General features: G+C 39.4%; 12 protein-coding genes. 2 read left to right on the forward strand and 10 right to left on the reverse strand.

What is annotated here, in order from left to right:
* Positions 1 to 101: 101 nt before the first annotated feature.
* From BN1609_RS08560 to BN1609_RS08575, 4 genes are all read right to left on the reverse strand, one after another.
* A complete protein-coding gene (locus BN1609_RS08560; RefSeq protein WP_088840753.1) occupies positions 102 to 1,349 on the reverse strand; it encodes a DUF1015 domain-containing protein in 1,248 nt (415 codons plus the stop codon).
* Between the two features lie 69 nt (positions 1,350 to 1,418).
* Positions 1,419 to 2,603 (reverse strand): 3-phosphoglycerate dehydrogenase family protein, encoded by a 1,185-nt coding sequence (locus BN1609_RS08565; protein ID WP_088810081.1) that lies wholly within the window; start codon positions 2,601 to 2,603, stop codon positions 1,419 to 1,421.
* Complete coding sequence (serC, locus tag BN1609_RS08570; RefSeq protein WP_088840754.1) at positions 2,596 to 3,690, reverse strand: 3-phosphoserine/phosphohydroxythreonine transaminase; 1,095 nt, start codon at positions 3,688 to 3,690, stop codon at positions 2,596 to 2,598. The genes BN1609_RS08565 and serC overlap by 8 nt, the downstream gene beginning before the upstream one ends.
* Before the next feature lie 273 nt (positions 3,691 to 3,963).
* Positions 3,964 to 4,317: a hypothetical protein gene (locus BN1609_RS08575; protein WP_088810083.1), complete on the reverse strand. Its 354-nt coding sequence runs from the start codon at positions 4,315 to 4,317 to the stop codon at positions 3,964 to 3,966.
* A gap of 203 nt (positions 4,318 to 4,520) precedes the next feature.
* Between BN1609_RS08575 and BN1609_RS08580 the strand changes: the two genes are divergently transcribed.
* Complete coding sequence (locus BN1609_RS08580; RefSeq protein ID WP_088825766.1) at positions 4,521 to 5,120, forward strand: nitroreductase family protein; 600 nt, start codon at positions 4,521 to 4,523, stop codon at positions 5,118 to 5,120.
* A gap of 38 nt (positions 5,121 to 5,158) precedes the next feature.
* Here BN1609_RS08580 and BN1609_RS08585 read toward each other — a convergent pair whose 3' ends face one another.
* Complete coding sequence (locus BN1609_RS08585; protein WP_088810085.1) at positions 5,159 to 5,476, reverse strand: co-chaperone YbbN; 318 nt, start codon at positions 5,474 to 5,476, stop codon at positions 5,159 to 5,161.
* Between the two features lie 65 nt (positions 5,477 to 5,541).
* Entirely contained in the window at positions 5,542 to 6,891 is a 1,350-nt protein-coding gene (locus tag BN1609_RS08590) for a hypothetical protein (RefSeq protein ID WP_088839026.1), read from the reverse strand.
* Between the two features lie 112 nt (positions 6,892 to 7,003).
* On the opposite strand from BN1609_RS08590, the gene BN1609_RS08595 reads away from it, so the two are divergent.
* Positions 7,004 to 7,387, forward strand: a complete 384-nt coding sequence (locus tag BN1609_RS08595; protein ID WP_220387119.1) for a VOC family protein — start codon at positions 7,004 to 7,006, stop codon at positions 7,385 to 7,387.
* A gap of 143 nt (positions 7,388 to 7,530) precedes the next feature.
* Here the strand turns inward: BN1609_RS08595 and BN1609_RS08600 are convergent, their stop codons facing one another.
* From BN1609_RS08600 to BN1609_RS08615, 4 genes are read right to left on the reverse strand one after another with little or no spacing between them, the layout of a single operon-like run.
* Positions 7,531 to 8,322 carry a class A sortase gene (locus BN1609_RS08600; protein WP_088810088.1) on the reverse strand — a complete coding sequence of 264 codons (792 nt, stop codon included), beginning with the start codon at positions 8,320 to 8,322 and terminating at the stop codon, positions 7,531 to 7,533.
* 29 nt (positions 8,323 to 8,351) lie between these two features.
* Positions 8,352 to 8,864 (reverse strand): DUF4352 domain-containing protein, encoded by a 513-nt coding sequence (locus tag BN1609_RS08605; RefSeq protein ID WP_088810089.1) that lies wholly within the window; start codon positions 8,862 to 8,864, stop codon positions 8,352 to 8,354.
* Entirely contained in the window at positions 8,861 to 9,085 is a 225-nt protein-coding gene (locus BN1609_RS08610) for a hypothetical protein (protein WP_088816008.1), read from the reverse strand. Before BN1609_RS08610 ends, BN1609_RS08605 begins: the two co-directional genes overlap by 4 nt.
* Before the next feature lie 59 nt (positions 9,086 to 9,144).
* On the reverse strand, positions 9,145 to 16,095 hold the full coding sequence (locus BN1609_RS08615; protein ID WP_088840755.1) for an isopeptide-forming domain-containing fimbrial protein: 6,951 nt from the start codon (positions 16,093 to 16,095) through the stop codon (positions 9,145 to 9,147).
* Positions 16,096 to 16,184 lie beyond the last annotated feature (89 nt).

Here is a 16,184-nt window from a genome sequence, read left to right on the forward strand (position 1 = left end):
GCTTGCTATTCACAAGTTATAAAATTTAATATCTACTATTTTAACTTATCCACATGTGAATAACAACCGTTTTTTTAAAATTAGACTGATGAAGATTATCATCAGTCTAATTTACTTTCTAGTTCGTGGACAAAAAGACCGCTTAATAGTTTAGGTTCAAACCATGTGGATTTTGGTGGCATAATTTCATTGGCGTCTGCCACGCTTAGTAGGTCATTCATTGTTGGCGGGTACATGGCGAAGGCAATAGAAAATTCGCCACTATCTACGCGTTTTTCTAGTTCGGAAAGGCCGCGAATGCCGCCAACAAAATCGATGCGGTCGTCACGCCTAATATCGCGGATGTCGAAAATCGGTGTGAGCACTTCATTTTGGAGAATCGAAACATCAAGGCTGCCGATGACATCATTCGGTATGCGACTTTTTTTGGCGGTTAAGCCGTACCAATTGCCGCCTGTGTAAAGTCCAATTTGTTTTGGCGCGCTTGGTTTAAACGGCGCAGATTGTTTTTCTGTGATGTCAAAACGCGCTTTTAGTTGGTCGAAGAAATCGGTCGGGATAGGTACATTTAAAACGCGATTGTAGTCGAGGATTTCGAGTTCTTCAGCCGGGAATAAGACAGCTAAAAAGAAATTGAATTCCGCGTCTGGCCCTTCATTCGGGTGCGCCTCCCTCCGTTTTAATCCTACCTTAACAGCCGATTCCGTGCGATGGTGACCGTCCGCAATGTAAAGCGCCGGAATGGACGCGAATGCCGCCGAAATGCTTGCGACAATGTCCGCATCATCAATATGCCAAACCTTGTGTGCCACATCGTGAAAGCTTGTAAAATCATAAATAGGGTCGTTTTCAGCCTTAAATTGCTGAATCACAGCATTGATTTCTGCTTTTCCACGGTACGTCAAAAAAATCGGACTCGTATTCGCATCACAAGTGTCAACATGACGAATCCGGTCGAGCTCCTTTTCCTCCCGCGTGAACTCATGCTTTTTAATCTTCCCAGAAATATAGTCGTCAATCGCCGTCGTTGCTGCAATCCCCGTCTGCGTGCGCCCATTCATCTCCAGTTCATAAATGTAAAAACCCGCACGAACATCTTTTTTCAACCATTCTTTTTGTAAAAACGCCCGTAAATTTTCTTTCGCTTTTAAGTAAACCAAGTCATCATACGGCGATAATGATTTCTCAAGATCAATTTCCGCTTTATCAATATGTAAAAATGAATATTCATTCGCATCGCCTAGCACCCTTGCTTCTGCACTACTTAAAACATCGTATGGCAAGGACGCCATTTTATTCGCTACATTTTCATTCGGTCTTACTGCCTGAAACGGTCGTACATTCACCATTAGTTTTCCTCCTAAATTTGAAAAGCCTCAAGAAATTTCTCAAGGCTCCATTATTTCCCGGGAAATAATTTATACCGTAACGCCTAAAGGCTCGATAATTCGCACACGCAAAATGCCACCAACAGCTTCTAATTCAAGCTTGATTGCTTCTAAACTATTGGAATCATTTCGGTCCATATCGACTAGCGTATATGCATAATCGCCGCGGCTACGGTTCGTTAAATCCATAATGTTCATCGCATGATTCGCGACAATCGTCGTCACTTGTCCAACCATGTTCGGGATATTGCGGTGGCACACACCAATTCGCGGATGCCCGTTATAGGGCATATCAACCGCTGGATAGTTCACCGAATTTTTGATGCTACCTGTTTCTAAGAAATATTGTAATTCGCGGGACGCCATCAGCGCACAATTGGTTTCCGCTTCTTCCGTTGAAGCACCAAGGTGAGGTAGGACGCGAACTTTTTCCGTTTGAAGCAGCTGCTTGGTTGCAAAGTCAGTAATATACATGCGCAATTGATTGGCTTCTAGCGCCTCACAAATTGCGTCTTGATTCACAAGTTCCCCGCGGGAGAAGTTAAGCAACACGGCGTTTTGCTTTAATAAAAGCAAGGTTTCCGCATTGAACATTTCGCGCGTATTGTCGCGCAGCGGAACATGAACCGTAATATAGTCGCATGTCGCTAAAACTTCTTCAAGTGTGATAGCACGTTTGACGTCTTTTGAAATCTTCCATGCCGTGTCCACCGAAACATACGGGTCAAAGCCAACGACATCCATACCGAGCGCCACCGCATCATTGGCAACCAGTGCACCAATCGCGCCAAGTCCAATAATACCTAATTTTTTCCCATAAAGCTCCGTTCCAGAAAAAGCCTTTTTGCCCGCTTCTACTTTCGTTTCAACATCCTCGTCATCGATTCCTTGCACCCAAATGTTGCCCTCGATAATCGGCCGAGCCGCCATAAATAAACTCGCAAGCACTAACTCCTTCACCGCATTTGCATTGGCTCCAGGCGTATTAAATACGACAATACCGCGCTCCGAGCAGACTTCAAGCGGAATATTATTCACACCCGCACCAGCGCGCGCAATCGCCTTTAATGATTCTGGGAAATCATAATCGTGCAGACCATAACTTCTAAGTAAAATACCATCAGGGGACGCATTCGCATCAAGCACATATTTTTCCAAATCAAAAGTTCTTAACCCCTCATCGGCAATCGCATTTAACGTTTCAATATTAAACATGAACCTTTCCCCCTTCATGGCTACGTGCAAAATCCTTCATAAAAGCAACAAGCGCCTCAACGCCTTCAATTGGAAACGCATTGTACACGCTCGCCCGCATTCCGCCAACCGAACGATGCCCTTTTAAATTCACAAAACCTTTTTTTAGAGCCTCTTTTATAAACGCTTGATCTAGTTCTGCGTCACCGGTCGTAAAAGGAATATTTGTCAGCGAACGAACAGACGGCTCAACAGGTGAGCTAAATAGATTCGATTCATCGATATACGAATAAAGCAGACCTGCTTTTCGGCGATTCAAAGCCTCCATGCCGCTCACACCACCTTGCGCCTTAATCCATTCGAATACTAGTTTCGCCACATATATCGCAAACGTAGGCGGCGTATTGTGCATCGACCCATCATCTGCCATCACCTGATAATCAAGCATAGAAGACAAGTTCTCCGCCCCCCCAATTAAATCCTCGCGAACAATGACAATCGTAAGTCCAGCTGGGCCGATATTTTTTTGCGCACCCGCATAAATAAGTCCAAAATCACGCACATCGTAGTGGCTCGCTAAAATATTCGATGACATATCCGCAACTAACGGCACATCACCCGTCTTAGGCACGTTAAATATCGCTGTTCCTTCAATCGTATTGTTTGCTGTAATATGCAAATAAGCTGCATCTTCAGACGGTGCAGGGATATTTGGAATATAGCTGAAATTTCTATCTTCAGATGACGCAATGACGGAAGTCGTAACATTCGGCAGCTTTTTAGCCTCTGAAATTGCCTTTTTCGACCAACTTCCTGTATTCACAAATTCTATTTTTTTGCCTTGCGCTAAATTTAAAGGCACCATCGCAAATTGTAAACTTGCACCGCCCTGTAAAAAAAGCACTTTGTAATTATCTGGAATATCCATTAACTCGCGAAGCTGCTGCTCGGCCGAATCAATAATTTCTTGAAAAAGTGCAGACCTATGGCTTAGCTCCATGACTGACATCCCTGATCCTTTATACGATAATAGTTCTTCTTGGACTTGCTTTAGTACTGGAACTGGCAAAGTTGCCGGTCCCGCTGAAAAATTATAGACACGCTCCACTCATCATCTCTCCTGTTCACAGTCATTTTACTAAAAAACGAATCACCAGTATTTCTTCTCAAAAGGTTACCAATCATTTGCGCCAACCGGTGAGACATGAGCCTTTTTTGTTTTTTTCGACAAGACACCTACTTTCGAAATTGTGAAGTTAGCCACAATTTTTTAAATTGCTTAAAAAAACTGTCTTTTTATACTTTTGTATATTATAGCAGAAGCTCTTTTGAATTTAAACAAAAAAATAGCAAACGACCATGATAGTCGCTTGCTATTTCCCTACATTAATTCAATATTCACTATATCGCTAAATTGAACGGCATAGATAATTCCAAGTACATCTTGCAGTAAAATCTCCTGCGTTACTTCATCTAATTCGAGAGGCACAAGCTCTAACGTGCGTACCCAGCCTAACCCGTGAAAAGCTTCCGGATCTTCAAATGGAGCCAAGTTTAAATGGGCTACGTCGGCCTCCTCAAAATATTGCAAACGCACCAGCCATTCTCGTTTTATGGCATCTTGAAGTGTAATAAGAAAACTTTCTTGTTCCACAACATCGCGCACTGGACGCACTTTTAAAGACGCTAGACTGGTATCAAATTCAATTTCTTTTAGCGGCAAAGCATAAACCATTATCATCACCTCTTCCTAATTTCATTATACGAACAAACGTTCTTTTTTGCAAGCTTTTTATTCTTACTTTTAAATTTTTTTCATTTAGAACCACAACATAGATAGCGTTTACATCAACTTTTCTCGAAATTTTATAGTTGAAATTAAAAATATAGTTGCTATACTTATGTAAGTAGATAACATTTAAAAAGGAGTTTTAATCAATGACAAATACATTTTTAGATTCAATTAAAGTTCGCCGTTCCATCTATGCTTTAGACAAAAACGTCTCTTTATCACAAAACGAAATCGAGGACATCATCAAGGAAGCCGTTAAATTAAGCCCATCTTCTTTTAATTCCCAAAGTTCTCGTGCCGTTATTCTTTTTGGAGAAAGCCATGACAAGCTTTGGAATATGACGGAGGAAACGCTTCGCAGCATCGTTCCTGCTGAAAGCTTTGCGTCCACTGAAGAAAAAATCGCTTCATTCCGTGCTGGCTACGGCACCGTTTTATTCTTTGAAGATACAGAAGTTATCGAAGGCTTACAAGAAAACTTCGCTTTATACGCAGACAACTTCCCAATCTGGTCTGAACAATCAACTGGTATCGCGCAACATTCTGTATGGGTGGCACTTGCAAACGCTGGAATTGGCGCGTCCTTGCAACATTACAACCCCTTAATTGATGATGCTGTACAAGCTGAGTTTAACCTTCCAGCAAACTGGAACTTACGCGCACAAATGCCATTTGGTAACATTGTCGCTGAACCAGGTGAAAAAGAATTTATCGATGACGAAAAACGTTTCCGTACGTTTAAATAAAAAAAGAAGCCACATGTCGCTGAATGACATGTGGCTTTTTAAATGAAACTTTTTACGCGACTACGAAGCTCCTCGCAACTTACAATTCCCGCAATACTCCCTTTTATTTCACCATCCACAATTACGATGGAATTCGGAATCCCTTTCACTTGAAAACGCTCCGCAAGTGGTCTTTCTTTATCTATATTTACCTTCACAACTTGAATAAATTCGCCTTCCATCTCAGAAAATCGGTCTAGCGTTGGCCAAAAACATCGGCACGGTGCGCACCATTCCGCCCAAAAATTCAATAATATTCTCGGATGATTGGAAATTAATTCGTCAAGTTCCTCTTCTTTCGCATGTATAATCGCCATTTCCCTCACCTCTCGTTCAGATTATGCCAAAGTCCATTATGCGTCAAGCAAACGAGCTTAGGTGTTTACTTTTTAACACTTTTTACATATTTTTTTATCCCGATAAACCAGTAACTCATAATCGCAAGTGCAATTACACCAGCAGCAAAAAGCAAATCTGGGAGAAAAGCATGCTCAAAATTTCCTTTACCGCCGAGCGCGTAGACAACATTTGTGATCGTCAACTTTTCAGAAAAAAGGCTCCCTAGGAAAAGCAAGAACACCAATGTAATTTGATGTGCAATACTGCCTAATTTATTCCAACGACTTCGGAGCAACAAACTCGCGTCTTTCATCGCGTCCGACGAATGACTATACGCCTGCCGATTTAAAAACCGGCCCGTCATTGAAGAAAACATGCCTATAATGAAAACGCCAATTGAAATCGTCCATGGGAAAACCATACAGACTACCCCAATAGCTATTCCTATCGCGTATAGCTCCAAAATCGGGCGCTTTTTCCAAAATTTCTTAAACAACGGTTCAAATAGCAGTGAAAATATAATGCCGAAAAAATACACTAAATAAATTCTAAACATCATGTAATTGAAATTTTGCTCTGCTAAAGAGTAAAACGTCCCATATAAGAGGGCAAAACTAACGGCCATTCCTTGACCAAGTGAAAAATAGTGAACTAGCACGGATAGTTTTAAAACAGGACGGAAGCGAATAAGCGTCACGGTTAAGATGATAATCCCTACTAGGCAGGCTAGAACTGCAAGGGTTACTAGGCTTGCCAAATCAGTTGTTCGGACACCCTTTATAACGAAAATGATGACTGAAAACACAAGAAAAATAATAAATGGGCGCATTAAAAAGCCGGTTTTTTCAATTCTCCCCACTTCATAATTTGGCAATTTGTAAACAAAATAGAAAGTCACAACTAAAAGTAGCGCATAAAATAAGAACGCCACCCATGGAAAAGTAAACTTCACGAGGAAGATTGCGGCACAAATTGCGACAAGGAGAACAGAAAGCGCAGCTAAGTAATTTTTATTGCTCATTTTTCTCCCATAAAAAAATCGCTCGTGATATTGCAAAGTAATGTAAAGTGGCAGAATCATACTGCTTGAAATTCCGATAAAAACGGCACCGATTTCAATCCAAAATGTTGCGAACGGGGCAAGCGTGGCAATTAGCGAACCGAATATGCCCATGCATAAAAGTAGCAATAAATGCTGTTTGGCGTTCATTCTTCTACCGAATGCGTTAAATAAAAATGTTCCTGTGTAATTAAACACGTAAAAAATAATAAGTGCGGCATAGCCGTTTAGCCAGCCTTCGTACTCATTTCCGACTAAAATAAATAGTAGATATGGCAAAAATGGCGCTGCATTCACAACCGCATACATATAAAACTTCCCTCTAGGGCTCATCCAATTCAACCTCCCTATTCCTTTTCAATCATACACTTTTTCTAGCGACTTTTCACACATTATTAGCCATGTTATAATGCAAAAAAAGACGTTTTTAGAAGGAGGAATTCAGTTGAAAGAAATCAATTCTTTTCTAATGTTCCAAAATAAAGCGGCTGAACAGGCGATACAGCTCTATTTAGAAACTTTTCGTGATGCGGAGATACTCTTCATAAATAAACAGCCAAATGAAGCTGATGGCATCATGCTTGGGAAAATCAAAATCCATAATTTAGAAATTTTCATAAGCGATAGCAGCGTTAAACACGATTTTGATTTCACCCCATCTACTTCTTTTTTCATTAACTGTGAGGATTTAGAAGAACTCGAATCCTATCTTGCCCTACTTTCCGCAGATGGCAAAGTTTTAATGCCTCTAGATAACTACGGATTTAGCCAAAAATTCGCATGGGTATCAGACCGCTTCGGCATTTCATGGCAACTAAATCTACCATAATGTTTCACGTGAAACAATTTTTAAATCTCTCACAATAGGTTTGCGATGATAATTTTGTTTTCACCCATTTTTCGGCAAGCAAAAAGGAGACTCCAATACGCGAGACTCCTTTTCATTTTATTCTAAACTAATTGAGGCCTAGGTTATTTATTCTTTTTAGGCTTTCTCCACATAATCACAATTAAGAGGCCAACTATAAAAATAACACTTATTCCGATAATGATTGTCCAAAAGTTAAAGGTTGGCATTGTTTTCGTTTGAAAAACCATTTCGCTCTTACTTACTTGAGTTAATGAGAGTTTCTGTACTAAGTCTGCCGTTACAATGAGGCGATTTGTTGTTGCTGTTGGTTTGTCACAAGTAATAAGCGTAAGTGTAGGCTTTTCCGTTTGTTTCAACACATTTGTATTCGTTTCTGGAACTACTTTTACGTTTGAAATTTGGTAGCTGTATTGAAATGTGTCGTCTTGGAGATAAACCTTTTCTCCCTTTTTTGCATTCATAAGAGGACCAAAGAAAGCATTCTCTCGGTGAATATGATGGGCGGCTAAAACATAGTTACCCTCTCCCATTTTCCGGTCACTAACCACCGGAGCTGCACCTACATATAAATTTTCGTTTGTCATTTTTTGTAATATCGGTAGCTGGATATGGAGCTCCGGTATGCTAATTCCGCCAACAACATCCTCCGAATAGTTGTGCGTCGCTGATTTCGATATGCCTTTTACGGATGGTGGCTGTATATCTGCAGGCGTATTGCTCTTAGGAGCTTCTGTGCCCGCCTTATCTTCATTTGCTGCAAGTTCTTGACTTGTATACTGCGTTACATCATATTTAGTCGTCTGGTAAGTTAGGTATTCATTTTTCAGAAAAGGTATACTAAAAAGAAGAACACCAATCCAGATTAGCAAATAGCAAGTAATTCGGAATTTCATAACTTAGTGACTCCCTTATTTAAAACAGATTAATTCTGTATTTTTATCGATTTTTGTTGAGCTGTTTTTGTGCTTGAAATAACAAGTTCCAGACTATCTGCTTTTGCTGCTTTTGCAGGCATTTCAAAAACGAGTTGTCCTTCTTTACTTTCTCCCTTTGCTAAAGTACTCAAGAAAAAGACATCTTTCATTTTCCCGTCTTTATTTAAAGCGTTTGAAATTGTTGCGCTTTCAGATAATGGATATTCTTTTTTTGTTTTTGTATCTTTTATTTTAAATGTCAATAGGCTAGCCGGTTGCTCTTTATTAGCTTGATTGGTCATTTCAGCATCTAAGATGAGAAATGTTCCTGTTGCTTTCTTTTTCCACTCAGAAGTCCCGACTTGATCTGTCGTTTCTTGACTTAATACTTGTACTTTCATGTTGTCTACAACTGCACTAGTAGCTTCTTCTTTAAAATTAAACGCCCAGTAGCCTCCAAATCCAATCAAAACTACACTGACAACGATAATGAACAAATACCATTTATTACGTTTCTTCATTTTTGAATCTCTACTTTCTTTTTAAAATTGCGATGAAAAGTTGTTCGACATTTTGGACAGCTTACATTTTGCATTTTTTGTTGAATTGTAAAATGATAACCACACTTCTTACAATGAAAACTTACCTCTTTATTTTTTAAATAGGCTTGAATAATCGCTTCTTGTTCCTTTAGCGACTTCTTTTGAATCCTTGGATATGTTTCGGGCTCATTATTTTTCAATTTTTTATTTCCTTTCAAAAAATAGCTAGGCAAGACACTCTTGCCTAGCTATTGTTGTGTTAAGCGTTATTGTTACGTTTTCTGCGCGCTACAAGCGTAAGCGTGCCTAGTAGTACAAGTGCACCAGCAAGTATCCAAATCATGTTGTCGGTATCACCTGTATGAGGTAGATTACCAGCAGGATAATCAAGTGGTGGTGTTACTGTTGGTTTTTCCGAATAGATTGTTTTAGATGTTTCACCAAATGTTAGGCTCGCACTATTTGGAATACCCCCATTTTTAACAAATGGCGCTAATTCTTCGTTTGTCGCACTATCTTTGATTTTTGTCGTAATCGTCATTGTATACGTATGACCTGCTAGATACGAGAAGTCGCCATCTTTCTTCGCTAAGTCAAACGAAACGTTGTTTCCATCAATGTTTACTTGACCATTGCCTGTTACATCTGTTCCGTTTTCATCAACTACAGTAACATTTTGAATGTCTAGTAGGTCATTAACTGCATCGCTGATGTTAGCTTGTGCCCATGATGATGTTGTGTTTCCAAAGCTTGTTTTTACATGCCAGTCAAAGCTGTCATCGCGGTTTGCCAAGTCTAGGTGTTGTGTGTTCTCGACATCTTTATGAATCACTGGCTCCTCTGTTGGAGGAGTAACAGTTGGAATTTCAGAGTGAATCACTTCTCCAGCATTACCAAAGTGTAGATCCGCTTGGTTTGGAATTCCTCCTGAAGCAATATATGGTGCTAACTCTTCGTCTGTTGCACTATCTTTGATTTTTGTCGTAACTGTCATCGTGTACGTATGACCTGCTAAATACGTGAAATCGCCGTCTTTCATTGCTAAGTCAAACGAAATGTTGTTACCGTCAATGTTTACTTGACCATTGCCTGTTACATCTGTTCCGTTTTCATCAACTACAGTAACATTTTGAATGTCTAGTAAGTCGTTAATAGTATCGGTGATACTTGCTTCTGCCCATGTTGTTGTTGTGTTTCCAAAGCTTGTTTTTACATGCCAGTCAAAGCTGTCATCGCGGTTTGTTAAGTCTAGGTGTTGCACGTTTTCAACATCTTTATGAATCACTGGTTCCTCTGGCGGTGGAGTAACAGTTGGAATTTCAGAGTGAATCACTTCTCCGGCATCACCAAAGTGTAGATCCGCTTGGTTTGGAATTCCTCCTGAAGCAATATACGGTGCTAATTCTTCGTCTGTTGCACTATCTTTGATTTTTGTTGTAATCGTCATTGTATACGTATGACCTGCTAAATACGTGAAATCGCCATCTTTCATTGCTAAGTCAAACGAAATGTTGTTACCATCAATGTTTACTTGACCATTGCCTGTTACATCTGTTCCGTTTTCGTCAACTACAGTAACATTTTGAATGTCTAGTAAGTCGTTAATAGTATCGGTGATACTTGCTTCTGCCCATGATGTTGTTGTATTTCCAAAGCTTGTTTTTACATGCCAGTCAAAGCTGTCGTCACGATTTGTTAACTCTAGAGCTTGCGTGTCCTCGACATCTTTATGAATCACTGGTTCCTCTGGCGGTGGAGTAACAGTTGGAATTTCAGAGTGAATCACTTCTCCGGCATTACCAAAGTGTAGATCCGCTTGGTTTGGAATTCCTCCTGAAGCAATATATGGTGCTAATTCTTCGTCTGTTGCACTATCTTTGATTTTCGTTGTGATTGTCATCGTGTACGTATGACCTGCTAAATATGTGAAATCGCCATTTTTCATTGCTAAGTCAAACGAAATGTTGTTACCGTCAATGTTTACTTGACCATTGCTTGTTACGTCTGTTCCATTTTCATCAACTACAGTAACATTTTGAATGTCTAGTAAGTCGTTAATAGTATCGGTGATACTTGCTTCTGCCCATGATGTTGTTGTGTTTCCAAAAGTTGCATTTACATGCCAGTCAAAGCTGTCATCGCGGTTTGTTAAGTCTAGGTGTTGCACGTTTTCCACATCTTTATGAATCACTGGTTCCTCTGGCGGTGGAGTAACAGTTGGAATTTCAGAATGAATCACTTCTCCGGCATTACCAAAGTGTAGATCTGCTTGGTTTGGAATTCCTCCTGATGCGATATATGGTGCTAATTCTTCGTCTGTCGCACTAGCTTTGATTTTGGTTGTAATTGTCATCGTGTACGTATGACCTGCTAAATACGTGAAATCACCATTTTTCATTGCTAAATCAAATGAAATGTTGTTGCCGTCAATGTTTACTTGACCATTGGCTGTTACATCTGTTCCGTTTTCATCAACTACAGTAACATTTTGAATTTCTAGTAAGTCATTGATTGTATCCGTAATACTTGCTTCTGTCCATGATGTTGTTGTGTTTCCAAACTCTGCGTTCACATGCCAGTCAAAGCTGTCATCACGGTTTGTTAAATCTACATGTTGTGTGTTTTCCACATCTTTATGAATCACTGGTTCCTCCGGCGGAGGCGTCACAGTTGGAATTTCAGAGTGAATCACTTCTCCAGCATTACCAAAGTGTAAATCTGCTTGGTTTGGAATTCCTCCTGATGCGATATATGGTGCTAATTCTTCATCTGTTGCACTATCTTTGATTTTTGTCGTAATCGTCATCGTGTACGTATGACCTGCTAAATATGTGAAATCGCCATTTTGCGTTGCTAAGTCAAACGAAATGTTATTACCATCAATGTTTACTTGACCATTACTTGTTACGTCTGTTCCATTTTCATCAACTACAGTAACATTTTGAATGTCTAGTAAGTCGTTAATGGTATCGGTGATACTTGCTTCTGTCCATGTTGTTGTTGTGTTTCCAAAGCTTGTATTTACATGCCAGTCAAAGCTATCATCACGATTTGTTAAGTCTACATGTTGTGTATTCTCAACATCTTTATGAATGACTGGTTCCTCTGGCGGTGGAGTAACAGTTGGAATTTCAGAGTGAATCACTTCTCCGGCATCACCAAAGTGTAGATCCGCTTGGTTTGGAATTCCTCCTGAAGCAATATATGGTGCTAATTCTTCATCTGTTGCACTATCTTTGATTTTTGTCGTAATCGTCATCGTGTACGTATGACCTGCTAAATATGCGAAATCGCCATTTTGCGTTGCTAAGTCAAACGAAATGTTATTACCATCAATGTTTACTTGACCATTACTTGTTACGTCTGTTCCATTTTCATCAACTACAGTAACATTTTGAATATCTAGTAAGTCGTTAATGGTATCGGTGATACTTGCTTCTGCCCATGATGTTGTTGTGTTTCCAAAAGTTGCATTTACATGCCAGTCAAAGCTATCATCACGATTTGTTAAGTCTACATGTTGTGTATTCTCAACATCTTTATGAATGACTGGTTCCTCTGGCGGTGGAGTAACAGTTGGAATTTCAGAGTGAATCACTTCTCCGGCATCACCAAAGTGTAGATCCGCTTGGTTTGGAATTCCTCCTGAAGCAATATATGGTGCTAATTCTTCATCTGTTGCACTATCTTTGATTTTTGTCGTAATCGTCATCGTGTACGTATGACCTGCTAAATAATTAAAACTACCATCTTGCATCGCTAAGTCAAACGAAATGTTATTACCATCAATGTTTACTTGACCATTGCTTGTTACATCTGTTCCGTTTTCATCAACTACAGTAACATTTTGAATATCTAGTGAGTCGTTAATGGTATCGGTGATACTTGCTTCTGTCCATGTTGATGTTGTGTTTCCAAAAATTGCATTTACATGCCAGTCAAAGCTATCATCACGATTTGTTAAGTCTACATGTTGTGTGTTCTCAACATCTTTATGAATGACTGGTTCTTCCGGTACATCATTAACAACGACACCAACACGTTCAGGTTCAACAGCTTGTAGATTGTTAGAAGCATAAGCAAATGAATTCCATGCTGCACGAGTTTGTTCATCGATTGTTGGGTTTGTTAAACTTGCATCTAACACTGTTGGTGCTTGCATAGAGAAGTTTAACGCGATGTTATCACCAGTATTAAAGCTTGCATTATCAAGTAAAGTAATCTTAAAGCTGTGAATTTGACTCCAATCCATTACAGATGTTGCGTCCATCCAATTTGGTTGTTGCGCATCTATTGGATTTGTAATTGGAGTTGTTGTTTCTGGATAAAGAACGTTTTCTGTTAAATCATCTCTAGTCGGATTAGTAGCCGTACTATAAGTGATGGCTACTTTTCCAGCCCATTCAGCCGGAACTGTAATCGGACCCGTCATAATTGGTGTAAATTGGCTTCCCCGTTGTGTATTATCTGTAATACCTAAATCGCCAACAGAAGGAAGTACGTCCATTAATACCATTTGATTAACTTGGGTTTCTCCGTCATTTGTAAGATTAAGTTGATAATCAATTGTTCCACCTAATGAAGTATGACCAAATTTAGAAAACTCCGTATCTTGGTCGCCTTTAACAAGTTTAGAAGTCGTAATCTTATCTTCGCGAAGAATATAGTATTTATTACCTGAAACTACTAAGTTTTCATCTACATTACCATTGCCATTAATATCATTTGTATCTTGTACTTTAACAGAATTAGTAATAACATCCCCGGTTTGTGTTGGAACGTCAAAATTAGCGTCTCCAACCGAACCATAGACCATTGGTGTTAAAGTAGATGGTGCATCTTCGGCAATATTAACAGCGAAGAAATAAGAAATGGATTTTCCAGGATATAAACTATCTTCATTCCATTTAACGTGAATTAGTTGTTGCCCCGTTCCATTGTAGTTGGAATCAACTATTTTAATAGTTCCCTCTTTGTTATTTCCATCAGTGGTAGCTGATCCCCACGTAAGCTGATCAGCCATTTGATACATAGGATTCGCTTCATCCACGGTAACCCCTTTTGGAAGCAACAACATCTCTTCTAATGGACTTCCTGCTTTTTCTACAGAAGAAGTGTCATTAGCTAATTGACCTTGAACAAAATTTCTTCCTGGTTGAACAATCCCGTTTTCTTGATTTACTATTTTGATAGAGCTACTAAGAATTGGAATAGAACCTGCTGGTTTTGGCACAATGGTTGCTGTTCTTGCACCTGTCAGCTTCGAACTATCATTTATATCAGCATCATTATTCCAAGAAACTTGATTTCCTGCTACATCATAACCTGTAACATCATAGGAAACCGTATTAGAAATTGTACCTGTATATCCAGACTCCACACTATAGTACATATAAATCCAATTGTTATATCCTGCTGGTCGATATTGATAGGAGTATCGAATCTTACTAACATGCGTCCCATCAGCAATTCCATAATCATGTAATTTATATGTTCCTGGTCCAACACCTTGTGCTAGTAATTGTTCTTGCCCATTAATCGTGACATAGATATCCACTTTCGATTCTTTTGAAGGGTCAACAGAAACCGCATCAGGGGGAGCAGCATCCGGGTTATAGTTACTAGAATTAATCACAAACTCACTTAAATTTAGTGCGTCATCAATATTATAATTAACTTCGTATTTATCATAATCCATCGTACGACTATTTGTTGTGTAGTTTGTTAACGCGATAGAAAACCCTAAACGAGCACTATCATATACACTTGGATTTGGATTAGTACTATCTCCGCCAACACCGCCTTCTGCATCCTTAGGACCATAATGCACTGGAGTAATAAGCGTTCCAGATGGTGCTGGAACATCTCCACCAAATGGACCCGCATACGTCTTAGCGGTTGCATCCTTAGAAATCGCTTGATCACTGTAATCTACAGCTGAAACCGTAGCGGTATTCGTATAGGATGTTATCTCCGTTATGCCCGCATCATAAGTCGTACGGACTTCAATCGTTTTATTAAATAAGGACTCTCCGCTTGCTACTGCTTTTTGTGCATCAATCGTAGGTGCATCAAATTCCCATGTTACAGTTCGTGCTGCGCTATCATACACTCCGCCAGAATCATCACTAACATAAGTTAATCCCGCGGGAATCGTATCTACTACTTTAATTTTACTTCCTTCTTTAAAGTAAAGTAAGCCTGTGTCTTTTGCATCTGCATTAACTTTGATAGACCATACACCAGTATCGCCTTCTACTGCTGGATCACTACTTGCAGTACCATTTTTCAATGTTTCTACATATGCTTTTGAAACCGAAACACTTGATGAAGCTTTTGCTGTAACAGTTGCATCATCTGTTGCATTTCCAGTAAAATTATCAGCTGTGAAACTAGCCTTTGCAACGAACTGTGTTCCATCCGTTGTGACACCATTTTCAGTGTGTACCTTAATAATTACTTGCTCTGCTTGCCCAGCACTTAATGTATCAAAATGATACGTTAAACGATGTGCATTAGCATCATAGCTTGGAACAACATTGAAAATGGCCAACTCATTTAAATCCTGCGTAAATGAACCATTCGCTGGAAGATCAATAGTAATATTTGCATTTTGATATGTTATTTGACTTCCTGTTACTTTAAAGTTCAAAGCAAAAACAGTATCTTGCCCTGCTTGAACAGAAGCGTTCACTGGAGCAATATCAATATCAGCATTGACAGTCCCAGATTTAAGTGAAGGCGTTCCTAACGAGCTTTCTGCCGTAATTAGCAATGTGTTTGATGTGTGATCCACACCATCTATAGTTGTTTTACCGATAAGACCATAATTACCCGCTTTTTCAGCCTTCAATGTTAAATCAGCGGCGTTATCTTTTTTATCCTCATTCCAAGTAATCGTGATTTCTGATTTATCTTGGTTAAAAGTTGCAGTTTTAATGTTTGCTTTTAAGTTGTTGTCGGCAACTTTATCAAAGGAAATATCATTTGGGATTGCAATTGTTGCTGTATCACCACTTGTTTGGGAAATATGAACATCAAAATTAGAGCCCGTTTTAACGTTCTGATTTTCCGTTGATAATTTAAGCACTTGATCTTCTGTACCTGAGTTAGTGTTTGTTGCAGCTAAACTAACAATGGGAGATACAAGCGTTTGAATGATCAATAGCAAAATTGCAATGCCAGCAAATCCTTTTTTGAAATTTGGCATCTTTCTTCCCTTCCTTTGTAATCTATTAATTTGATAAACATCCTTTCTCTTACGAAATGTGGTTGCATATAATACCGTATGCCATTAGA

It is taken from the genome of Listeria sp. ILCC797 (assembly GCF_900186185.1).
Lineage (GTDB): Bacteria > Bacillota > Bacilli > Lactobacillales > Listeriaceae > Listeria > Listeria goaensis.

Coding starts and splice junctions, on each gene's coding strand:
- BN1609_RS08590 (WP_088839026.1), bottom strand. CDS start 6,891: ATGAGCCCTAGAGGGAAGTTTTATATGTATGCGGTTGTGAATGCAGCG.
- BN1609_RS08575 (WP_088810083.1), bottom strand. CDS start 4,317: ATGGTTTATGCTTTGCCGCTAAAAGAAATTGAATTTGATACCAGTCTA.
- BN1609_RS08605 (WP_088810089.1), bottom strand. CDS start 8,864: ATGAAGAAACGTAATAAATGGTATTTGTTCATTATCGTTGTCAGTGTA.
- BN1609_RS08560 (WP_088840753.1), bottom strand. CDS start 1,349: ATGGTGAATGTACGACCGTTTCAGGCAGTAAGACCGAATGAAAATGTA.
- BN1609_RS08580 (WP_088825766.1), top strand. CDS start 4,521: ATGACAAATACATTTTTAGATTCAATTAAAGTTCGCCGTTCCATCTAT.
- BN1609_RS08615 (WP_088840755.1), bottom strand. CDS start 16,095: ATGCCAAATTTCAAAAAAGGATTTGCTGGCATTGCAATTTTGCTATTG.
- BN1609_RS08585 (WP_088810085.1), bottom strand. CDS start 5,476: ATGGCGATTATACATGCGAAAGAAGAGGAACTTGACGAATTAATTTCC.
- BN1609_RS08600 (WP_088810088.1), bottom strand. CDS start 8,322: ATGAAATTCCGAATTACTTGCTATTTGCTAATCTGGATTGGTGTTCTT.
- BN1609_RS08565 (WP_088810081.1), bottom strand. CDS start 2,603: ATGTTTAATATTGAAACGTTAAATGCGATTGCCGATGAGGGGTTAAGA.